Origin of the sequence: Pseudomonas sp. UFMG81 (assembly GCF_015354575.1) — a bacterium.
Classification (GTDB): domain Bacteria; phylum Pseudomonadota; class Gammaproteobacteria; order Pseudomonadales; family Pseudomonadaceae; genus Aquipseudomonas.
The window spans coordinates 1-21,618 of the sequence record NZ_JACAFQ010000054.1 but is presented as its reverse complement, the minus strand read 5'-3'; the positions used below and the strand labels follow the sequence as shown (position 1 = coordinate 21,618).

The following is a 21,618-nucleotide window of genomic DNA, read 5'->3' as shown; positions in this document are numbered from 1 at the left end:
CCCCATTTCTTCCCCTACCTCACCGTTTCCCCCGACCTAACCCCCGAAGCCGCCCGCACCGAAGCCACCTCGCTGATGGACTGCCTACGCGAAGTCCTCGACCTCTACTTCGACACCGAGTGCGAAGAGCAGCGCAAAACCCTGCTGAACACCTGCATCTACCTGAACCAGCTGCTCTACCCGCTGGTGCGCCGCGAAACGGGAGCCCAGCCATGACCACCCAACCCGACCACGCCACCACTGCAGGCGTCACCCCCAGCCTTGAGCTCTACCGCATCCAGCCCGGCATCCCCTTCCAGCACGCCTTCGACGAGCTCTCGGTATTGCTCGGCTGCATCCGCCACCTCACCACCGAAGCCGAAATGGAAGGCGACCTGGTAGCCGGCAGCTCCGCCCGCATCCTCAGCGCTCTGGCCAAGACCCTGATCGACGAAATGGAAACCAGCCTGCCCCGCTAACCCCAAACGCAAGCCCGGCCCTCACCCCGTGAGAGCCGGCTTGCCGGCGATTCGAGGCCTTCACCCAAATGGAACCCCCACGATTCGCCAGTGGTCCACCCAACAGGCCCACTTCCCCGAGGCCTCACAAGGAGACACCCATGAAAGGTACTGCGCTATCCGCCCTGTTCGCGGCCGCCACCCTGCTGGCCTCGCCTGTGTTCGCCGCCGATGACCTGTGCGCCCTCAACCTGCAGAAGATCGACGACGCCATGGCCACTGCCGGCGCCAGTTCCGAAGGCCTGGACAAAGCCGTCACCGAACACGTAGACAAGGCCAAGGCCGCCCAGGCCTCGGGTGATACCAAGGAGTGCATCGCCATCACCAGCAAGGTGCTGGAGCGCCTGGAAAAAACCGAGAAAGGCGGTGGCAGCACCGGCGGCAGCGGTGCCTGAGCCCTGCACGGGCGGCGACAGTCGACGCCGCCCGCTCAAGGGCGTATACTCCGCCTCACGTACCGAAAGGTACGGTCAGCTAGAGCTGAGTGTGGGGCCGATTAGGATTCGACGCCGGTAGCGAAACTCTAGGTGCATGCCGAGTTGGTAACAGAACTCGTAAATCCACTGTTGCAACTTTCTATAGTTGCCAATGACGAAAACTACGAGGGCTACGCTCTCGCTGCGTAAGCAGCTGAGCCCGCTCTCCTGGTAGCTTCGGCTCCAGCAATCATCAGGGGATGCCTGTAAACCCGAAATGATTGTCATACAGAACAGGATCGTCGTGCAGCACGTTGGGGGCGAAGCGACTAAAACTTACCCAACTCGTCCAAAGCACCCTGCCCGTCGGGCGGCTGCGGATTAACTCAATAGACACGGCTAAGCATGTAGTACCGACAGCGGAGTACTGGCGGACGGGGGTTCAAATCCCCCCGGCTCCACCAAATGATCAAACAAAGACGTCCACGGACGTCTTTTTTTGTGCCTGTAACTCCTTAAAATCAATGACTTACAGCGCTTTTGAGGGCCATAGAGGTTTTTTGAGTTCCAGCCGGTTTGGTATCCCAGGTGGTATCCCGGGCTACCGGGTGCTATTTTTAGGATACCAAAACGGTGCCGGAGGTAGCTCTCATGCCTACTCAAGCAACCCGCCTCTCCGACCGCCAGCTCAAAGCGGTCAAGCCAACCGGGAAGGATTTCGTCCTCAGCGACGGTGACGGCCTTCAGCTTCGCGTCAGAGCCAGCGGCTCAATGATGTGGAATTTCAACTACCGCGAACCATTGACCCGAAGCCGTATAAACATGGCCCTCGGTCCATACCCCGACCTCTCGCTAGCCAACGCTCGAAAAAAAGCCGTTGAGGCGCGCGAGCAGCTCGCCCTGGGCATTGATCCCAAAGTCCAACGTGATGAGGTCAGGCAAGCCAAGCTTGCTGAGACTGAACACACCTTCGAAAAGGTGGCCACCGCCTGGTTCGAGCTGAAGAAAGACTCCGTAACCAAAGCCTACGCTGAAGACATTTGGAGATCGCTGACGCTTCATGTTTTCCCAAGCATGAAAACAACTCCGCTCTCTCAAATCACTGCTCCGATGGTTATCAAGATCCTTCGCCCAATCGAGGCCAAAGGGAGCCTCGAAACTGTGAAACGATTGAGCCAACGACTCAACGAGATCATGACCTACGGGGTCAACTCCGGGCTAATATTGGCGAACCCCCTCAATGGAATTCGGGCGGTATTCAAGAAACCCAAGAAAGAGAACATGGCTGCGCTACCGCCTGAGGAGCTTCCCGAGCTCATGATGGAAATCGCGAACGCCAGCATCAAGCGCACGACCCGCTGCCTGATCGAATGGCAGTTGCACACGATGACCCGCCCTGCCGAAGCAGCCTCCACACGATGGGCAGATATCGACTTCGACAAGCGCATTTGGACCATTCCGCCAGAGCGTATGAAAAAGCGTCGGGCGCACACAATCCCTCTTACCGATCAGGCACTTTCGTTACTGGAGACGCTCAAGCAACTCAGCGGTAACAGAGAGTTCGTGTTCCCCTCAGATAGAAACCCCCGCACCCATGCCAATAGCCAGACCGCCAACATGGCGTTGAAGCGCATGGGCTTTCAGGACCGTCTAGTCAGCCACGGCTTGCGCTCGATGGCGAGTACCATCCTGAATGAGCATGGCTGGGATCCGGAGCTGATCGAAGTCGCGCTGGCGCATGTCGATAAAGACGAAGTTCGAAGCGCCTACAACCGGGCGGATTACATCGAACGCCGGCGTCCGATGATGGCTTGGTGGAGTGAACATATCCAGAAGGCGGCCACCGGCAGCCTGTCAGCATCTGCCATCAATCAAACCAGGGACCGCAACGTCGTGCCGATACGTTGAGGACTCACCAGATAGCGACAACGGCGACAACCCACGTAATCCGTGGCGTGCAGCGTGGTGACAGAAGTGGCGACTGTCGCCACGCGCTTAGCCAAACGCTATAACCTCACCGCTAGCACAAACCGGCCAGCGCGCACGATTGAGTCAGTCGCCATCAAGCTGCCGCACTGCGTTTGATTGAGGCGATCACGGAAATGATCGCGTTGGCATCCGCATCGCCAAACGCACCGTCTAATCCCTCGTGGTGCAGCGCGGTAAAAGGCGGCTCATAAAGTTGACCCGCCTCCATTAAACCTTGTCGGGTTAGGCGCTCGATGATCATTTCAACAAACCGAATCTGCTGACTGCTGTAGCGGTTTTCGTCGAGGAATTGACCGAAAGCCTCTTTTGCTGCATTGCGGTCCAAGCCTACCAGTGATCGGATCAATAGTGTCAGCGGTTGGTCAGTACCGTAGCACTGTTCGAACTGCTCACGACTCTGAACCGGTTCCGACTCGTAAACAAAATACTCCAGCTCGCTCAGATCGCTTGGCGTTAGCGGCCGGTTAAACTTGAGCTTAGCGATGGCGACATGGTTCTCATTGCTACGGATATAGGCTTCAACCTTTTTCTTGTACTGCTCCAGGTTGATGCCGGTATTGAAATCCTTCAGGTTGACTACAGTCGCTTCACCAATCTCGTCGCTCAGCACGCTATAAACGGGGTTGCTCGGACGGCGTTCGATAAACTTTATCAACTCACGCATCTTGCGCCGCATTTTCTCAAGCATCGGCAATCGGATGTCCTGCCAGTGCTCTTCGGTTTGCACGTCCTGAAGCAACGCAAGTTCAGCATGCACTGCCGGAATACTCTCCATCACTTCTAACTGGCTGGCCAGCTCGACCACCTTGTCACGATACGTCACGAAGTCGCTGGTCGAGCGAATTAACGCTAGCTGCAAATTCAGGCACAGCAGATCGAACAACTTAGCGGTGATGTGCTCTGGAGCCCGCTCACTTGGCAAGCCAGCGACATGACTGCGCAGATCACTCAACGCTGCATCATCCAGCGCATTCCAAACTTCACGCTCGGCAAAGCGGGTCACATGCTCCAGCTCGGTACGCACGATGAAGTTGTCTGTATTCATTGCCGCGACTTCATCGTGCAGCTCGTTAGTCAAATCTATGTGCAGCTCGCCAAAGGCATCGTACTGACCTCTGGTTTCCGCCAGATCACCAGGTTTGCGAACGTCCTTCGGAGCTAACAACGACAGCAGATCTAGCCGTGCTTTGAACAACCGCTTACCCAAAGGCTCGGCCATACCGCCCAGTGCGCCCTTAGGATTTTCGTTGAAGTATTCGAAGTTTGCGCAGAAATCGAATATGGCGAACTCACGCTTGTCCACGCCCGGCGCAAACAGGTCCGGGCACAGTCGTGTGCCGCGACCAATCATCTGCAAAAACTTAACTTTTGAGCGGACAGCCTTAAAGAACACCAAATTCAAAACCTGTGGTACATCGATGCCGGTGTCGAGCATATCTACTGAAATGGCGATCTGCGGCTGCTTATTCAGCTTGCTGCTGAAGTCATCAATCAAAGTCTGCGCATAACTCACCGCATGGGTGATAACCCGGGCAAACTCACCCTTAAAGTGCGGGTAATGATGATTGAAGCGCCGGGCGATAAAATCGGCGTGCTTTTGGTTCACCGCAAAAATAATGGTCTTGCCAAGCTTGTCGCCGCCCTCCACCGTCAGACCGTTTTGCATTAAGTGCTTGAGCATCAGGTCAACGGTTGGCTCGTTAAATAGCTGCTTGTTGACCTCAGACGCTAACACCTCTGTAGGTGCATCACCTTCGGCACTGTAATCGCCCCAATCGAGCGACTCCCAGTGCTCTTTCTCATCATCGCTGAGCTGGTCGTAACGGATGCCTTCGCGGACAAACTTGATCGGCACCGAATACGCCTTGGGTGGCACTAGGTAACCGTCATCCACCGCCTCATTCAGACCGTAGGCATCAGTTGGTACTCCGGTCTCCAGGCCGAACAGGTGATAGGTATCGCGATCGACTTCGTCACGCGGGGTGGCGGTCAGGCCCACTAGATAACTGTCAAAGTAACGGAAAATTGCGCCGTACTTCTGGTACACACTGCGGTGTGCCTCGTCGATCACAATCAGGTCAAAGTGTCCAACACCGTATTTGCGACGGTCACCCTCCATCTGTTCGATCAGGCCCATCATGGTCGGATAGGTGCACAAATACACCCGGCCCTGGCCGTTCTTGTCGGTGACCAGATTGACCGGACTGGAGTCCGGCAGGAACTCCTTAAAGGCATTTGCAGCTTGTTTTACGAGGGCTACCCGGTCAGCGAGAAACAGCACACGCTTGACCCAGTTGCTTCGCATCAACAATTCGATCAAGGCAATCGACATCCGCGTCTTGCCAGTGCCGGTGGCCATGGTTAGCAAGCCGGCGCGGCGGCCTTGACTCAGTGATTCGGTCATCGCTCGAATCGCCCGGTGTTGATATGCCCGCTCAACAATCTCGCTATTGATCGGCAGTACGCGCAAGTCGGTTTGTAGGCTGCGCCGCTGAATAGCCAATTCCAGCTCATCCCGGGTGTAAAAACCCTGTACTTCGCGTGGCGGCGCACGGCGGTCGTCCCAGAGCCAGGTGTGATTACCGTTGCTGTAGAAAATCAGCGGCCGCTGGCCCTTCTCGGCTTCCAGGCAATCGGCGTACAACTTGGCTTGCTGCTGCCCCACGTCCGGGTCCTTCAAGCTGCGCTTGGCTTCCACCACAGCCAACGGTTTGCCGTTGGCCCCCCACAGTACGTAATCGACAAAACCTTCGCCCTGCCCGTTGGGCATGCCGCTCACTGGCACTTCGGCGTCAGCGTTTTTGCCCAATTCCCAACCGGCCTCGCGCAGCAACACATCGATAAACATACGACGGGTGTCGGCCTCGTCGTAATCATGGTTATCTGGCACGGCGATATTCGTCGCCTTGGCCTGGGCCAGCGCTGCACGGGTGGCAACGAGTTCAGCATCAAGTCGCGCCAGAAGCGCCTCGCGCTCACTAAGGTTTGCGGCTTGCTCGGCAATCGCCGTCTCGCGAGCTTCAAGGGTGCCGTGTTGAGCTGCAATCTGCTCTTGGAATTTGGCTTCCTGCTTTTTCAGTTCCGCACGGGTAAAGGCAACTGCTTCATTCATGCTAACGAGCTGAGGCACACGTTTTTCGTCAAACGAAGCGTCGATACTTTTTGGGTCGCTGGCGCGGGTATAAGTGCGTGCCAGCCAGAACAATACGTGAAACAGCTCGCGTACCAGCCTCATCGCATCGCTGTAGCCAATCGCTTGATTGGAATGCACCGCATGATTACCAAACTTCTGAATCAAGCGCGTCTTTTGATGAATTTGCGGAGGCAGTAGGCGAACGAACTCCACCTGAGTCAGCAGCAGATTAAGGCCGTTATCGTAAGGCATGCGCAGGTCTCGATCATGCTCGTACAGCCAGTGCACCGTCTGCTCCAGCGCATGACGGGTACGCATGCAGCAGGCACGCGGATCGGAATACACCAGGTGTTCCGCCCCCTTGGCCGGCTCAAACAGCGCTTTAAATTCGGGGATGAGAAATTCAAAGTTGCTCATGTCAACGGGCTACCTTCTGTGAGTCCATCTCGTCCAGGTGCTGGCGCACGCTGCCTATTGATTCCTGAATCTTGCGGGCAAAGCTGGAAGGCTTGCGGTAGGCCATCGCCAACCGATCAATCGCGCGAGTCACGACTACATACAGCAAACGCGCCTCGTCGGCTTCTTTGCCCCCGCATGTCATCCAGACTGGGAATCAACACCAAACCGAATTCCAAGCCCTTGCTCGAATGCATGCTAACGATCTTGACTGACTCCTCACTGCCATACAACGTGCCACCGCACTTGGCCGACTCGCCCGAGGCGAAGGCGATGCCGGCCTCGCTCAAGGCGCGCTCAATGTGTTGGGCCTGAGCGGTGCTGCGATAGATCACCGCCATATCATCCAGCGCGCCGCCCTGGCCTTGCTCGTCGCAGATGCGGGTAATCGCGGTCAGCACCACGCCTCAGCCAAACGGCATGATCAGCTTGTCGGCCCGGGGCGAACCGGCGGGCTGTTTTAGCGCAGGGCCCCGTTGCAGCTTCATCACCACTTACATGGCGTAGGCCCGTGTTTGCATCATCGGGTTCTTCTAGTTTTTTTTGCTGGCCATCTGCAAAGATCTTCGCCTGGCCGCGATCCATGCTCTGGATGGTGTCCAGCTTCCAGTCCTTGACCTTCAGCACCCCGCGCAGCGGGTGCATGACCACAACGTCCGCTGCAAGGCCTTTGGCCCCACCGGGATATTGAACCAGTATAGGGAATCGTCTTCGAGCTTCTTCTCCACCCGCTCCGCCAGGCGACGTTCGCCGGGGGTGTCGAAGCGGCAGGCACTACGGGCGGGGAAGCATTGAGCCATAGGGATTGCCTGTTCCGTGGTGTGCCGGGGGCACTGGTTGACGACTGAGTTAGAGTTTTCCTTCGAATGCGCGTTGCTGCAGACCTGCGAGCAAGGTTTCCTGTTTCGCTAATGCAGCATCCGCCAATGAACGAAGCTTGTGCATTTCAAGAAAACTGCGAGAAAACTCTTTCTGCAGCTCGATGGGGGGTGCAGGCACCTGGATCGCGCTGAACTTCGATTTGTTCACCATACCTTTCATGCCATTCGTAGATGCGCCTTGTATCAATGGCTTGGCAGCTTTCAGCAAAAAGTAAAGAAACTCCGACGGCGCACTATGCGGGGTTATGGCGTTAATTTGTTGATTGAAGGCAACGCGGCGATCAGTTATTGCCAGGTTCCCAATACAACTCAAACTTCCTGCAATGCAGGTCACAAGCACGCTGCCGGAGGATACGACTCTTGCCGTCCGCTCCCCCACATCACTGAGCTGCTCATCTGCTTTTGTGACGTAATCATGCGGCGTATTCAGATTGTCTGATTTGATCCACTCGATGCCGGTACCGTAGTTTTCTGCTTTAGATCGAGGAGGTGTGTTCCCGGTCGCGACGGTGCCATAGGAGGACAATGCAACAATTGGCCAGCCCTTCGGATTAGTCACCGGGTCGCCGAACATTTCTAGAAATAAGGACTGCAATAGCTGATCTAGCTTGACGATGGCTTCGCGGCGCTTGGCGCGCAGCGCATCAGCCTTGTCCAAAATCGCTGCGATGCGGCGTTGTTCGCGCAGGGGCGGAAGCGGCAGAGCAAGGTTGAGCAAGTCTTCACGGCGAACAGATGCTTGATTGACCCATTTGTTGCACATCAGCTCAAAACGCCCCTCCTGCTGTTGTGCCGTTAGCCATCTAGCAAGGAAGCCGGGCTCAAGCTTGCTACGGTTAGTCCGGATGCGAATGAAGTGGTTGCTGTACACAAACGACTCAGGAAGGCCGCGAATGAGTGCACTTTTACCTACCAAGTTCGGGCTATTGGTTGCATTGAATAAAACATCGTCATCTGCAAGTAAAAACTTCTCAATCTTCATGGTGCTCTTGGGCACGTATCTTATTTTGTCGAAATTAAGGCGCCCATCGAGTCCAACATTATTCATTCGGATTTGCGCGACACCTTCTGGGTCAATCGCGCCGCTGGCGAATCCGGACGATGCAGACTCAATGCACTCGCTAAGACGAGCTGTAGGCCAGCTCATGACAACATCCCCTCCAACTCATCCATCCCCCGGATAATCTCCGCTTCCAGCGCCTTTAGCTCAGCCAAAATCTTCTGAGGCGCTTCGTGCTGTACCTCTTCGTACACCACTTCCTTGTAGCGATTGATCGACAGGTCGTAGTCGTTGCCGACAATTTCCGCCTTGGGCACCAGAAAGCACTGGGCGGTGCGATCCAGGCCGACGGTGGTGTTGCGATTGTGCCAGCGCTTGATGATATCCGGCAGGTTGTTGTTTTCGTGCTTGTTCGCGTCCAGTTCGTTGCGTTTGTCGTCCAGCGAGTAGCCGTCGGCCTGCATATTGTAGAACCAGACGTGATCGGTGCCGCCGGAGTTGGTTTTGGTAAATAGCAAAATGGCGGTGGACACCCCGGCATAGGGGCGGAACACGCCGGAGGGCATGGAGACGATGCCGTCGAGCTTGTGTTCTTCCACCAACATTTGCCGCAGCGCCTTGTGTGCCTTGCTGGAGCCGAACAGCACGCCGTCTGGAACCACCACGGCGGCGCGGCCACCGGCCTTGAGCAAGCGCAAGAACAGGGCGAGAAACAGCAGCTCGGTCTTTTTGGTTTTAACAATTTGCTGCAGATCCTTGGCGCAGCTTTCGTAATCCAGGCTGCCGGCAAACGGCGGGTTGGCCAGAATCAAACTGAACTGCCCTTCAACGCCGGCATGGCCTTCGCTGAGCGAATCACGGTTTTCAATCGCCGGGTTTTCCACGCCGTGCAGCAGCATGTTCATAGAGCCAACGCGCAGCATGGTGCTGTCGAAGTCGAAGCCGTGGAAGGTGTCGTGGTTGAAACGCTTGGCGCTGGCTGCATCCTGGTACAGCTCGTGGCTGTGGTGGGCGTTGAGGTATTCGGCAGCCGCCACCAGAAAACCAGCGGTACCGCAGGCCGGATCGCAAATGGTGTCCGACGGCTTGGGCGCCATCATCTCGACCATCAGCTTGATGATGTGCCGGGGCGTGCGGAACTGACCGTTTTGCCCGGCGCTGGCGATTTTGCCGAGCATGTATTCGTAGAGGTCGCCCTTGGTGTCGCGATCTTCCATGGGGATGGCATCGAGCATGTCCACCACCTTGGCTAGCAGCGCCGGGTTGGGAATGGTGAAACGCGCATCTTTCATATGCCCTGCGTAGGTGGACTCGCCATCCTCACCGCCCAGCGACTTGATGAAAGGGAATACTTTGTCGGCAATCAGCGCGTACAAACTGGCGGGATCACCCAGCGCCTTGAACGCCGCCCAACGCAAATGCGCCTGGTAGGGACTGAAAATCGGATTATCAATCGGCTGCCCGGTGCGCGCAGCCTTGCGCTCTTTAACCGTCTGCAACTCGTCGAGGCGTTTGATAAACAGCAGGTAGGTCATCTGCTCGATGACCTCCATAGGGTTGGAAATACCGCCGCTCCAGAACGCATTCCAGATCTGGTCAACTTGGGATTTGATAGCGCCTGTGATCACTGCTTATGACTGCCTGAATTGAATAATAGGTTTACTGCCCAGCGCAGCAACACTGCGTGCAATAGGCCAAGCCGGGAAAACGCCGGTCTGACAAGGTGCACGCAGTGTAACGATTAGCGGGTTAGGCTGTCAGGTACAACCGCGCGGACGACATAGAACGCCGCCGCCCGATGATGGCTTGGTAAAGTGAGCATATCCAGAAGGCTGCCACTGGCAGCCTGCTGGCATCTGCGATCAATCAAACGCAGGACCGCAACGCCGTACCAATACGCTAAGCACTCAACGGATGGCACCGTTAGACGTAACGCCTCAAACGCAGTGACAGTTCTGTGGCGACAGCGGCGACACTGGCGACAATCCACGTAATAAGTGGCGCGCAGCATGGCGACAGAAGTGGCGACTGCCGCCAAACCTCCTGTATGTCTGCGCTCCTCCGCCAAGCCCCAGCGCATAGGAAGGCTCCGCATTCCCATGCGCTGGGGCTCACATTTAAAAGACGACGAACGGCTCATCGTCTATCCAACGCCACTCACGACCAAGGCATTCCAGCACCGCTAGTTGGCCCAATCGACTGCGCGCAATCCGGTTGACCCAACCATACTCAGACGATAGAAAGAAGACTCAAAGCGCTGCCGTTGGCAGCAACCCAGGTAGCCAGAACCTTTGAGGCTACGCCACATCGTGGTGGTTCTCCCGAAGTGCGATTAGCGTCCGGCGGCTCGCACGGTCACAGCGATGTGATGGATGCCCAATCTTCCAGAATGCCCACTGCGGCAACTCATGCCCCCTCCTGGCTGCTCTGCAGCAACTTATCTGTTTGGCCATTTCTTGCGCCAACCTTTTGCCCGTCTCTTTGCCTAAAGAGACGGGCGCTTCTGACACTGCTGCAGCCTTGATCGCACGGGGCTTTGCGGCTTTCCCCTCGTGACAATCGGCGTGACAAACACCGAAGTCACCAGCAACAGCGATGCAGATGACAGTGCCGCAGCACAAGAAATGGACTGCACCTGACTGACAGTCAGGCATGCCCGGTCATCGCTTCACTGCCTTCAAATGACTCAGGATCTCGCGGCACCGGCTCCGTCAGCTAGTGCAGCCTCCACCCGCCCACCGCTATCGGTGTTCAGGAGGCCAGATCATGAGATGCCCAAGCTCCCGGTCGTAAGGAGCCGTCAGTCCCGCGTAAGTGGACAACCCTCACAGGTCGCAGGGGCCTTGATCCCTGATACCACTCAACAACCGTGGCGGGATGAGTGAGGACGAAGTCGATAATTTCAGGAGAATAGCGATGCAACTGTGCGAAGCGTTCGAGCCACCACAACCATTGCTGGAATACCAGCAGGCGCCACTGCCCTACCCGGTCGAAGCACTTGGAGAACTGTTGGGCCCTACGGTCCAACGACTGGCCGAGGTGATCGGCGTGCCCTGCGCAATGGCCGCGCAATCGGTGCTGGCTACCACTGCCTTGGTGAGCCAGGGTCATGCCAATGTCCAACTCGACGGCCGAACTTATCCGCTGTCCCTCTACCTCCTGACGGTGGCGTCCTCGGGTGATCGCAAAAGCGCAGTGGATCAACTGGCACTGAAAGCTGCGCGCGACTGGGAACGTCTGCAGTGGACCCTGTATGCGGAGAAGCTCAAAGCCTATCGCGCCGCTACCAGTATCATGGCCAAACCCAAAACCTCAAAGAAACACGCGGAGGTGGAAGGCGGTGAGTTATCCGAACCGGTACCGCCAAGACTGATCATTGCCGAGCCCACCATCGAGGCCCTGGTCAAAAGCCTGTGCCATGGCTTGCCCAGCATGGGCTTGTTCAATGATGAAGGGGGCCAGTTCCTGGGCGGCAGCACCATGAGTAAAGAGAACCTGCTCAAGGCGATCACCACCTTGTCGACACTCTGGGATGGCAGCCCGATCGACCGGGCGCGCTCCATGGCAGGGGAAAGCTTACGTGCCTATGATCGCCGCCTCAGCCTGCACCTGATGCTGCAGCCCTACCTGGCCAACCAGCTGTTCAAAGACCCGGTGATCAATGGCCAAGGCATCCTCGGTCGTTGCCTGATTAGTTGGCCCGAGCGCCTGGTCGGCCAGCGGCTCTACAAGGCGATCGACCTGAGCCGGGATGCCAAAGTCCAGTACTACCAAAAGCGGATCACCGCCCTGCTGCAACAGCCCTGGTCGCTTCACAGGGATGGCTCACTCAATCCCACCACATTGGAGCTGACTGCCCGTGCCCGTCGGGCCTGGATTGATATTCACGACACCATCGAATGTCAGTCTGGCGAGTTCGGCGAGCTGGCCGGCATCCAGCCTGTCGCGGGCAAGGCGGCGGCGAATGTACTGCGTATCGCGGGCGTGCTGGCCATGGTGGAAGAGGCCAGCTCGTTGGAGGAGGCACACATCCAGCGCGCCTCCACGCTGATGGATTACTACCTGGCTGAGATCCAGCGCTTGACCGAACAGGAGCCGGTCAATAACCGACGCGAAGAGGCGGATCGACTGCTGCGCTGGTTGGTGCAGAAAGGCTGGACCCACTTCACCATCCGCGACGTCAATCGCAACGGCCCTCGTTTTGCCCGCAAGAGCGCTGACCATACCGCCTCTTTATTGGTCGTGCTGATCACCCATCGCTGGCTGAGCAGCCGCGACGGAAAAACTTTCGAGGTCCGCCATGTTCCGCCTCAATGACGCGGTGCGCCGCTACCAAGCGCAACATCAACCGCCGCAAGAATCGCGACGTGTCGCCGCTTCTGTCGCCACCCTGTCGCCACGCCCCAGGTCAGAAACGACGCGGGTTGTCGCCACTGTCGCCGCTGTCGCCACATCCCCCACGGACCCTGCCTACATCGTTCTGCTGATTGAGCAACTGCGTGAGGAAGGGGCACTGCTGCAACATCAGGAGAACTCCCTCCTGATCCGCCCGACACACTGGCAGCAGGTAGACAGGCTAAGCCCTCACTGGAAAGCCTTGTTGCTCTTTCTGCAAACAAACGAAAACGGTGATGACGATGGCCTTGGTCGGTCGGCGTGATGGGCGCAACTTTGGCTACGGACGCCAGCTGAGCTACGCCGGCCCACAAGCGCTCAAGGATCTGTTTGCTGGCGGCCACTTTGCCACGGTCAAAGCGCATAGCGATCGCTGGCAAGCGTTCGTGCGTTGGTGTCGGTCAGGGGACGGCCCCGGTTATAACGATGCGCGTCAGATCAATCGACAGACGCTGCAAGATTACGCCGCGTACCTGCGCCAGCAGATCCAGCAAGGTGAACTCTGCATCGCGACCGCGCAGAACCGCCTGAGCAGCGTCAACCGCACCCTCGCTGCGCTGCGCGGTGATCAGGACGTGAGGATCGCCAGCCCGAGCCAGGCGTTAGGCCAGCAGCGCTCGGGCGTACGCACCCGCGCGCCGGATGGCCAAGACCGTCAGCAGGTGCAGCGAGTACTCGAGGCGCTGGGCGAACTGCAACACGTGCGGGTGGCCGCGATTGTCCTTTTGGCCCGAACAACCGGTATGCGCCTGCGCGAAGCGATCCTGGCTGACCTGCCACGACTGCAACGCGAGGCCCAGCGCCTCGGCCGCATCAATATCCAGGACGGTACCAAAGGCGGTCGTTCAGGCGCTTCAGCGCCGCGATGGGTCGTGGCCAATGCGGCGGTGAAGGCGGCGCTGCAGCTGGCTCGTCATGCGTCGCCGCCGCGCAGCCGCAACTTGCTGGCCCGAGACGAAAGCTATGCCGCATTCCTGCAACAGACCGTGCTCCCCGCCCGTGAAACGTTGCATGAAAACGGGCTGAAGGGTTTTCATGAACTGCGAGCGGCTTACGCCTGCGAACGTTACGAGCAGCTCACTGGCCACGCCGCACCGATCAATGGTGGCCACTGCTATCGCATTGACCGCGACCTTGATCATCAGGCGCGGCAACAGATCAGCCTTGAGCTCGGGCATAACCGGATCGATGTGATGTCGGCCTACATTGGAGGTCGAGCGTGACCAAACCCTTCGATATGGCGCTGTTCCTGAGCGGTGTGCTAACCGGCTCGAATGCCACCCAGCAACGACACCTACGGCAAGCCCGAATGATGCAAGCGGCCATTCAAAAGCGCTGGCAACGCGACAATCCCTGGACCTGGCAGCTCAAGCATGTGCGCTGGTTTTTCACTCAGCACCTGAAAGACCACTCAGACTCAACCCGATATTACTATCGACTCACTGCTCTACTGATCTGGAAGCGGATGGGGAAAGCTTAAGGAATCAAAGGCGAGTCGAACATGGACGTCTATGACTTTGCCAATAGTGAATTCAGCCGCTGAGTCAGATCAGGGCCTAATAAAGCAGGCAACGTCCTGCATGTAATAGTTGAGTGCTTCACGTGTAGCTGCCTCATTCCGCTCATTACCAAAAGCGACTCGTAGCACCTGAGCAAACCTATCTTGTCTGGTAGTAGTGGCATGACCTCGCCCAATTTTATTGGTGACATGAGCATGGCCATACAGCGATATCGCCTTGAGCAGGAGCGACTCTAAACACTCTACTCGCTGAAACAATGAGGGGAGCGCGAGCGTACATTCAGATGCAAGCAGCGATTTTAGAGAACGCTTGTCACCCGTAGTGAGTGTGTATTGCTGATGATTGCGGTGCAGGCTATCAGCGTGCATGAACAGCTCAAGCTCTCCGTCGTCCACGCCGTCAATACGCGTTAACGCCTCAAGAAGATCAATGTTCTCATCTGAAGCGCCGAGCCTCTGACAAGAGCTCACCAATCCGGCAAGACGATCAAACGCCGCATGGTTTCCCAGACGTTTGTCGTAGCATTTCTGAGGATCGTTCAGATATAGGGAATACGGTGCAGCGCCAACGACAAAACACTCATTGAGCCCGCACTGAAATACGGATAGCGCCTCGTCAACGAGGTCACACTGAGCAAGCATGATAAGAATGTCGTTGTCGGCGAGCAGAATCATTTATGCGATAAGATTCCGCAGCAAGTGCTCAGCATCGGGTGCAAGGCCTGGGGAAAGATTGTGAAAAACCTTCCCAGTAATCACCGACTGATCCTCAACTCCGGCACCGAGGATATTCGCCGCACCGACGTAAAGCCCATAATACTTTTTGTCGTTATGGGCGCAGCTCATGACCAAATGGCTAGGGTCAATTTTCCGCTGCTCACCAGTTCTTCGCGCAAGATCAGCCAAAGGCTGGGCTTTCATCTTTTGCCGCAGCGTCAGGCTACTATCGGGATTGCCAGTTAACAATTCCAAAGCGAAACGGTCCGCAGCCGTCTCGTCAGCAGATTTCGATCGAGTAGCCTGATCCTCGAAATCGTCATCTACGATAGCGCTATTTTCACTCAAATGGCCTAATGCGATATGCCCCAGCTCATGTGCCAAGTGAAAAAGCAGGAAACCATTTTTCCGCACGTTTGACAGGACGATTGAAGGCCGGCCATTAACAGATATGGCAATACCGTCCATTTTTTTCTTAGCCAGCAATGGCGATGCCAGATGCAGCACAGGTATTCCATGCAACCAGCATGCATCAATGATCTCAGACAAGCCGACCCACTTAGCACCAGTACTCAGAATATATTCTCTGATGGCAGAAGCGCTTGCTGGAGGCGCTTGATATTCCCGATCCAGGGCGGATATCGCGATCCGCGACGCGCTTCGGGCCAAAGCAACAGCTAGCGACACGTCGTCTTCTGAGGTTTTAGCCGAAAGCTTAAATCGCTTCTCGCCGGGAACATCAAATTCGACGCGCGGAGGGCTCTCGCTGAACGCGCGAATCTGCAAGCTAAGGGCCTTCGCAAGATAGATTTTTGCACGCTGAGCACCACCGGGGGAGGCTTCGAGTTCCTCGGACCACCACTCGGGAAGGATCCTCGCAATCTTCTGCTTCGATAGCCCATGGGCGCTTAAGGCGGAGTAGAGACTCTGAATATTGGTCATGGTCCCTCCTCCTATGAGCGGACTACTGGCGGGATAAATCGGTACCTAGGTTAGACGGAAAAAGCCAACGGAAGTCACCGATACTCGACGGAATGGTAGCATTTTTTGCAGTTATCCACAGGGGTACCAGCCAATTCGATAGCAAAAAGATACGTACCTTAACGGACCAAGTCCCCCGTCTAGTGCGTGCTGAGTGTTATCAAGGATGCCGAATCGACACCCTGCTGGGGCGAACCTGGCCCACCGCCAATCAGCAGAATCCAAACCCGGCCGTCGTCCGAGGGGAGTCTGATAGGGTGAGCGAAATGGCAGCAGGGAAGTCTGGTAGGCACTGGCATTTGCAGCCTGTTGCCACCGGCAACTATAGGCAGTTCACTGCCAATCATGGTTACGAAGCGTGCTGGCTAACTCCGATGCAATAGGCGGTCAGATCGAATGCAAACGGGTAGTCAAGTGGCGTGCAATTCCGCACGGTATTCCAATTGGTATTCCAACCAAAAAACAAAAACTTATATTAATGTTACAAATCAATAACTTACTTAGCAAATTCAAATTACCCCGGCCCACCAAATCCGAAAAAAAAGACGCCCTCGGGCGTCTTTTTTTGTGCCTGATGATCGTCACCCTGGCTAGGCGCTTCACACAGGCATGTAGAAGTACGTCAACGGCACCAATCGCTTGGTTTCCGGATCGGTAGCTGGGTAATGCTCTATCAGCGTTCGGGCCAGTTCGTCCAGTGTCTACATCGTCAGATGCACGTTCGCGCGCTCCCCTCGGCGTTTTTCAAGGTAGTTGTCGCGTCAACCATCCAGCTATGCGGCTTGCATCTCGTGCTGTTGATCTCGGTCAGGGTTAAACAGCACCGTACCAATTGGCTCCCAGCCTGATTCAATCGGCACGCATGAATGGGCATAATCCGTATGCCTATCTCAAAGATGTGCTGACGCGGCTGCCGACACAGCGGGCCAGTGAGATCGGGCAGTTGCTGCCGCATCAGTGGGTGCCAGTCTGACTGACGCAAGGTGAGTTGGGCGGACGCTCACGGTCATTGACCTATGACGGCTCAAAGCCTAGAAACCTGAGCCGCCACACTGAACATCAGGACGCTGCTTTGATGGCGTTGAGTAGCTGCTCGCGCAAGCCACGCCCTTGCTCATCCATCTTCTGCGCCATGAGATACACGCCCTTACCGCCCGATTTTTTAGCCCAAAGCTCACCGATCAGGCGCTTCTCTTTGCTATTGTCGTTGCTCACACGGTCACCGCCCTTGTACTCGATCACGAAGAGGCGTCCATCCTTCAAGCGCGCCACGAAATCAGGGTAGGTTCGCTGAGTCGCGGTAGGCATCCAGAACTGTGTAGCGTGAACGAGGTTCCGTACCCAGGTATCGACTTCATCCAACAGCTCAATTGCCTGAGCACAGAGGTATTCCTCCGCGTCCTCGCCCTTCGACGTTTTCCATGGCAGCATGCCGGGGAATGGGTAGTAGTGCTTCTTGAACTTGAATGACCCAGCGTAGTACGAGGTAGCCGGGTACAGCGCCATGTCTGCCGGATAGGTAAACGCATGGTCCGGTTCTGACGAAGTGACCAGCTCCAAATCGTCATGGAACAGAGCTTGCTGGAACCCCTTGTCATAGGCGTTTTTCTTCGCCAGCAGCAACTGCTCACCTAGCTTCCTGCGAAGAATGAACTGACCTTTCAGGAGCTGCGACAGCGAGAAGCCGCGATCCTCCAACAGTCCAATAATGGCTCGGCGCAACCATTCGCGAAGCACTGGCTGTTTGATTGATGGCTCACGGATTTCCTGATCCAACCAGCCAATCAGGTCCGATACAGAGCGGTCCTGCGCGAACCCGGGAAGGTAGGTCTGAACATCGTCCTTCACGTTCTGGAACTGTACGGTCTTCTCATCCAAATACACCTCGAACGTCATGCTTGATTCGTCGAAGCGGAAGGACGACAGGTCAGGTGGTGACGCCAGTAGATCCCAGCTAAACGTTGCTGAAACAGCGCCACGGTCAACAAGCTCAAGCTCACCCTGCTCCACCGAATAAAGCCGGGGAACCTGTAATACCACGCCCCTTTCACTTGGAGCTTTCGCAGCCACGGTAGCTTGTTGATGCCGCTCTACCTCAGCAGCGACCGCCGCTTTCTTCTCTTTGCCCGTTACGGTTGAAACGATAGCTTCGACGGTCAGTAGGTCGAGTTCGTCTTTCAACTCAACGACACCGCCGATTCCATCAGCATCCAGCACAAACTGAACCCGCTCATGGTCACGCTCCGGAATCTTCGAAAAGTCAGGAGCTTTCGCTACGAAGACCCGAGATACAGGAAGCTCAGGAGTACCAATCTGACCACCCTGCAGTGCCAGCTCAGGAGTCTTCTCCTTGCGGATGGCGGCAGCAGCTTCCATCGGGTTAAAGCCGATGTTGATGAGTGACTGTGTAAGCTCACCTGCAGCCCGTCCAAACGTATCTGTGGTGACGTGAGCATACGCTTTGCTCATGGCGTCCTGACGCCGAGGAACGGCATACGGCATGCGCAAAACACGACCAAGAAGCTGCTGAATATCCTTGTCAGATTTGACCTGCGCTACCGAGCATAAGACATAGGCAAATGAGCAGTCCCAACCTTCTTTCAGAGCCTGCTTGGTGATGATGACTTCAATAGGACAGTCATTGGCAAAGAGGTCGATTCCGTCAATTTCCCGCGTGGTGCCCGTCGCGATAGCAATCGCTTTTTCGTCCACACCGTCAGTGTTGATGAGGTGCCGTTTCACTTCTTCAACAGTGGCTTCGCTCTTGGCATTTTCAGCCTGAATTAGCAGGATTGGACGAATGTACTCAGGTTCATCCAGCGCGGCTTTGGCGAGGCTTTTTCGCCGTGCTACGGCACTGCTGACCGCAACCTGCCATTCCCCGTTGTGCTCCTTGAGGATTACAGGGAATTTGATCATGTTCTCTGCCTTCAACTCGAATGCAGAGACGCTGACCAGTACGTTCGAACTGGACACATCAGGAGTGGCTGTAAGCTCCACCACTGCCTTTGGACCAAGACGCTCGTAGACAGTGTATGAAAGCGGCGTTGTAGCGTTATGTGCTTCGTCCATGATAACCAGCGGACCATGAAGCTTGAGAAGGTTTGCAAATGACGCGACCGCTTTCCCGTCTTTTCCTTCATCAAGGTGTTCGAGCTGACTCGCAGCACCTGTGAAATGCCCCTCAAGGTCTTCATGATGCTCGTAGACCTTTCGACCTTCTTCTTTATCGACACGCAGTGCTGCAACAGTGGAGATAACCACACAAACCTTAGTGACCAGATCTGCCGGACGAATCCGCGTGAACTCCGCTACGTCGAACACTGCAACCTGACCGCCAAAGGCGTCATCAAGCTCTTGGCGATACGGGTGACGATGGTCACGAAACGCTTCTATAGTTTGGGTCTTGATCTGAGTCGTTGGGACCATCCACAGAACGACAGGGTACTGACGTTCGAGGTAGGACGAACCACAGAGTTGGATGATGTGGGCACCCATCACCGTCTTGCCACCACCCGTAGGGATGCGGAGACAAACATAAGGGATTTCAGGCAAACCCGGCATCAGCTTGTAGTCGCTGACAAGCCCGTCATCAACGGTTTGCTCAAACGCCTTTGATGGTCCTTCCAGACGAGCCACGTCGAGGAATTTCTCAAGGCTCGACAATGCGCGGTTTTGGTAAAGCTTTAGCGTCAGAGCCATGATCAACGAGCCTTAATGTCGTATGGGGTTTGCCGGAAGGTGATTTTCGATTCCAGAAGAAGCTCAGATGACATTGCGCACGCCTCTCCGTAAATCACCATAGGACCATCACTCTTCGGCAACGCTTTGAGAATCCGCTTGGTCAAGACGTTGCCGCCAGCCGCAGTCAAATCACCGAGAATGCCGTTGAATAGGAGGTAGTAAGACGTACCGTGATGCTCACCAAGGAAAGGGGATTTTTCGACGGATGACGACCGAGCGGTGCCGGTTTCAGCGAACCATACATGAGCCGCCAATTGCTCGAAGGAAATACCTTCTCTGATGTGACCGGAGTCATCGAAGACAGGAACTCCAAGCTTGTAATAGCGATAACCGCCGCCTCCAATCCATCCCATAGCTTCAGAAATACCGCCTTGCTCCCCGTCAACGACCTTCTGGAGTCGTGGACCGCAGAAAAGCCGAGCGTTCGCAGACATTTCAATGCCTATCCAATTACGCTTCATCTTGTGCGCCACGGCAGCAGTTGTGCCAGAGCCTAGAAAGCTGTCGAGTACCAGATCACCGGGTTTACTCGCCACTTCCAAAACTTGCCTCAGCAGGCGTTCAGGCTTCGGAGTGTCGAAGGCTTCCACATCCTGAAACAGAGCCAAGATTTCCTTTTTGGCTTCCTCGGTAGTACCGGCATCCGCAGCATGCCAAAGGGTCATGGGCACCAGCCCCTCATCCTCCCATGGGAAACGCTTGATACGAGGTTTACCTTTCCCATCCTTGGGGAAATAGACACGGTTTTCTTCGCGGTATCGATTGAACACAGATTCCACCGCGCCCCAGCACCGACCTTTCGGCGGCAGATGCACATCGCCTGAATCGCTGGTAATTGGGTACATCTGATTAGGTCGGAATCCCTGCGCGGAAAAAGGGATAGATCGCCAAGGTCCTCGAGGATCTTGGTCGGCATTCCCGTAGCCTTTATCGTTGGACGGAAGCAGATTCCGGTACTTCTTCCACTTGGACGCTTCCATTTTTGCGTACACAAGCATCGTGTCATGAGACGAGCCGACAGCCGCCCGGTTTTCGCGTGATGTGCGCTTTTGCCAAATGATTTCAGCGATGAAATTCTTCCGACCGAAAATCTCGTCGCAGATGACTTTCAGGTAGTGAGCTTCGTTGTCGTCGATGGTTATCCAGATCGAGCCTTCCTGACTCATCAGCTCCCGCAGAAGCTCCAGCCGGGGGTAAATCATCGACAACCACTTCGAATGCTCTAGGTTGTCGTCATACCGTTCGAACGCTGATTTCGTGTTGTACGGAGGGTCGATGAAAATGCATTTCACCTGACCAGCGTAGTACGGCAGCAGGGCTTTCAAGGCGTCAAGGTTGTCGCCCTCAATGAGCATGTTCGGAGAGTCCGGCTCTCCATGAGACAGTTCAGCAACCGGCTCAAGCAGACGGTAAGGCGCAAGGGCAGCCCGCGTCAGGTCGGCATCACGGTTGAACCAAGACAGTAGAGGCATTCGGAGAGGTTCCAAGAGACGGCAAATCAATCCTCTACTTTACCTGCTTTGAAGGTCCGCTATCCATCGCACCATCGGCTCAAGGAGACCGGATCAGCTCGCCTAAATGGGTGTCCGGGGTTAGTAAACCACTACATTCATGGAGCGCTTACGATTCTTTTATTTTTCATCGGCATAGCCGTAAAATTCAACTCCCCCGGCACGCCGACTCAACGAGTCAAACTCCACTAACGGGAAAAATCGTCACGGACCTCAAGTGCAAAGCGCGCGTCTCTCGGGACCAAGTTGGGACTAAGTCGGGACCAAGTCACCATCAGAGCGCCCAAGGGTCCGCCTCCTCATCTCACTCAGCAACCAATCTCACCGCCCCACCCGGTAACGGCCTACAAAGCAACACCCCCACCACCACCGCAAACCC

The 21,618-nt window shown here is 56.0% G+C and carries 17 protein-coding genes, 1 other RNA gene and 2 pseudogenes; 11 read left to right on the top strand and 9 right to left on the bottom strand.

What is annotated here, in order from left to right:
- The 5 genes from IX761_RS25635 to IX761_RS25615 all read left to right on the top strand — a co-directional run.
- A partial coding sequence (locus tag IX761_RS25635; protein WP_194792279.1) for a hypothetical protein occupies window positions 1-216 on the top strand: 216 nt, incomplete at its 5' end.
- The gene (locus IX761_RS25630; protein WP_194792278.1) at window positions 213-458 is read left to right on the top strand and encodes a DUF3077 domain-containing protein; all 246 of its coding nucleotides are present in this window, start codon (window positions 213-215) and stop codon (window positions 456-458) included. The genes IX761_RS25635 and IX761_RS25630, both read left to right, overlap by 4 nt.
- A gap of 140 nt (window positions 459-598) precedes the next feature.
- Entirely contained in the window at window positions 599-892 is a 294-nt protein-coding gene (locus IX761_RS25625; RefSeq protein WP_194792277.1) for a hypothetical protein, read from the top strand.
- A gap of 93 nt (window positions 893-985) precedes the next feature.
- Window positions 986-1,377, top strand: a transfer-messenger RNA (tmRNA) gene (ssrA, locus tag IX761_RS25620).
- A gap of 187 nt (window positions 1,378-1,564) precedes the next feature.
- Window positions 1,565-2,821, top strand: a complete 1,257-nt coding sequence (locus tag IX761_RS25615; protein ID WP_194792276.1) for an integrase domain-containing protein — start codon at window positions 1,565-1,567, stop codon at window positions 2,819-2,821.
- A gap of 154 nt (window positions 2,822-2,975) precedes the next feature.
- Here the strand turns inward: IX761_RS25615 and IX761_RS25610 are convergent, their stop codons facing one another.
- The 5 genes from IX761_RS25610 to IX761_RS25595 all read right to left on the bottom strand — a co-directional run bounded on the left by IX761_RS25610 (window position 2,976) and on the right by IX761_RS25595 (window position 10,000).
- Entirely contained in the window at window positions 2,976-6,452 is a 3,477-nt protein-coding gene (locus tag IX761_RS25610; protein ID WP_194792275.1) for a DEAD/DEAH box helicase family protein, read from the bottom strand.
- A 116-nt stretch (window positions 6,453-6,568) separates the two neighbouring features.
- Window positions 6,569-6,892 (bottom strand): hypothetical protein, encoded by a 324-nt coding sequence (locus tag IX761_RS27290; RefSeq protein ID WP_228533988.1) that lies wholly within the window; start codon window positions 6,890-6,892, stop codon window positions 6,569-6,571.
- Between the two features lie 219 nt (window positions 6,893-7,111).
- The gene (locus tag IX761_RS27285; RefSeq protein WP_228533987.1) at window positions 7,112-7,291 is read right to left on the bottom strand and encodes a hypothetical protein; all 180 of its coding nucleotides are present in this window, start codon (window positions 7,289-7,291) and stop codon (window positions 7,112-7,114) included.
- Between the two features lie 49 nt (window positions 7,292-7,340).
- Window positions 7,341-8,519: a restriction endonuclease subunit S gene (locus IX761_RS25600; protein ID WP_194792274.1), complete on the bottom strand. Its 1,179-nt coding sequence runs from the start codon at window positions 8,517-8,519 to the stop codon at window positions 7,341-7,343.
- On the bottom strand, window positions 8,516-10,000 hold the full coding sequence (locus IX761_RS25595; RefSeq protein ID WP_194792273.1) for a type I restriction-modification system subunit M: 1,485 nt from the start codon (window positions 9,998-10,000) through the stop codon (window positions 8,516-8,518). Before IX761_RS25595 ends, IX761_RS25600 begins: the two co-directional genes overlap by 4 nt.
- A gap of 134 nt (window positions 10,001-10,134) precedes the next feature.
- Here IX761_RS25595 and IX761_RS25590 point away from each other — a divergent pair.
- From IX761_RS25590 to IX761_RS25570, 5 genes and pseudogenes are all read left to right on the top strand, one after another.
- Window positions 10,135-10,275: pseudogene (locus IX761_RS25590) on the top strand (integrase); the annotation flags it as partial.
- A gap of 1,013 nt (window positions 10,276-11,288) precedes the next feature.
- Window positions 11,289-12,689 (top strand): YfjI family protein, encoded by a 1,401-nt coding sequence (locus IX761_RS25585; protein WP_194792280.1) that lies wholly within the window; start codon window positions 11,289-11,291, stop codon window positions 12,687-12,689.
- On the top strand, window positions 12,673-13,032 hold the full coding sequence (locus IX761_RS25580; protein ID WP_194792272.1) for a hypothetical protein: 360 nt from the start codon (window positions 12,673-12,675) through the stop codon (window positions 13,030-13,032). The genes IX761_RS25585 and IX761_RS25580 overlap by 17 nt, the downstream gene beginning before the upstream one ends.
- Window positions 13,010-13,990: an integrase domain-containing protein gene (locus IX761_RS25575; RefSeq protein ID WP_194792281.1), complete on the top strand. Its 981-nt coding sequence runs from the start codon at window positions 13,010-13,012 to the stop codon at window positions 13,988-13,990. The genes IX761_RS25580 and IX761_RS25575 overlap by 23 nt, the downstream gene beginning before the upstream one ends.
- Window positions 13,987-14,247 carry a hypothetical protein gene (locus IX761_RS25570; protein ID WP_194792271.1) on the top strand — a complete coding sequence of 87 codons (261 nt, stop codon included), beginning with the start codon at window positions 13,987-13,989 and terminating at the stop codon, window positions 14,245-14,247. Before IX761_RS25575 ends, IX761_RS25570 begins: the two co-directional genes overlap by 4 nt.
- Window positions 14,248-14,316: 69 nt before the next feature.
- Here the strand turns inward: IX761_RS25570 and IX761_RS25565 are convergent, their stop codons facing one another.
- Entirely contained in the window at window positions 14,317-14,961 is a 645-nt protein-coding gene (locus tag IX761_RS25565; protein WP_194792270.1) for a hypothetical protein, read from the bottom strand.
- Entirely contained in the window at window positions 14,962-15,945 is a 984-nt protein-coding gene (locus IX761_RS25560) for an ImmA/IrrE family metallo-endopeptidase (protein ID WP_194792269.1), read from the bottom strand.
- An 880-nt stretch (window positions 15,946-16,825) separates the two neighbouring features.
- Here IX761_RS25560 and IX761_RS25555 point away from each other — a divergent pair.
- A pseudogene (locus tag IX761_RS25555) lies at window positions 16,826-16,957 on the top strand (transposase domain-containing protein); the annotation flags it as partial.
- A gap of 86 nt (window positions 16,958-17,043) precedes the next feature.
- On the opposite strand, the gene IX761_RS25550 reads toward IX761_RS25555, so the two are convergent.
- Window positions 17,044-19,686: a DEAD/DEAH box helicase gene (locus IX761_RS25550; RefSeq protein WP_194792268.1), complete on the bottom strand. Its 2,643-nt coding sequence runs from the start codon at window positions 19,684-19,686 to the stop codon at window positions 17,044-17,046.
- A gap of 2 nt (window positions 19,687-19,688) precedes the next feature.
- Window positions 19,689-21,200: a site-specific DNA-methyltransferase gene (locus tag IX761_RS25545; protein ID WP_194792267.1), complete on the bottom strand. Its 1,512-nt coding sequence runs from the start codon at window positions 21,198-21,200 to the stop codon at window positions 19,689-19,691.
- Between the last annotated feature and the right edge of the window lie 418 nt (window positions 21,201-21,618).

Bases quoted from the DNA above. Each gene is read 5' to 3' on its own strand.
- IX761_RS25630 (WP_194792278.1), top strand. From the start codon at position 213: ATGACCACCCAACCCGACCACGCCACCACTGCAGGCGTCACCCCCAGC.
- IX761_RS25625 (WP_194792277.1), top strand. From the start codon at position 599: ATGAAAGGTACTGCGCTATCCGCCCTGTTCGCGGCCGCCACCCTGCTG.
- IX761_RS25615 (WP_194792276.1), top strand. From the start codon at position 1,565: ATGCCTACTCAAGCAACCCGCCTCTCCGACCGCCAGCTCAAAGCGGTC.
- IX761_RS25610 (WP_194792275.1), bottom strand. From the start codon at position 6,452: ATGAGCAACTTTGAATTTCTCATCCCCGAATTTAAAGCGCTGTTTGAG.
- IX761_RS27285 (WP_228533987.1), bottom strand. From the start codon at position 7,291: ATGGCTCAATGCTTCCCCGCCCGTAGTGCCTGCCGCTTCGACACCCCC.
- IX761_RS25600 (WP_194792274.1), bottom strand. From the start codon at position 8,519: ATGAGCTGGCCTACAGCTCGTCTTAGCGAGTGCATTGAGTCTGCATCG.
- IX761_RS25585 (WP_194792280.1), top strand. From the start codon at position 11,289: ATGCAACTGTGCGAAGCGTTCGAGCCACCACAACCATTGCTGGAATAC.
- IX761_RS25580 (WP_194792272.1), top strand. From the start codon at position 12,673: ATGTTCCGCCTCAATGACGCGGTGCGCCGCTACCAAGCGCAACATCAA.
- IX761_RS25575 (WP_194792281.1), top strand. From the start codon at position 13,010: ATGGCCTTGGTCGGTCGGCGTGATGGGCGCAACTTTGGCTACGGACGC.
- IX761_RS25565 (WP_194792270.1), bottom strand. From the start codon at position 14,961: ATGATTCTGCTCGCCGACAACGACATTCTTATCATGCTTGCTCAGTGT.
- IX761_RS25560 (WP_194792269.1), bottom strand. From the start codon at position 15,945: ATGACCAATATTCAGAGTCTCTACTCCGCCTTAAGCGCCCATGGGCTA.
- IX761_RS25550 (WP_194792268.1), bottom strand. From the start codon at position 19,686: ATGGCTCTGACGCTAAAGCTTTACCAAAACCGCGCATTGTCGAGCCTT.
- IX761_RS25545 (WP_194792267.1), bottom strand. From the start codon at position 21,200: ATGCCTCTACTGTCTTGGTTCAACCGTGATGCCGACCTGACGCGGGCT.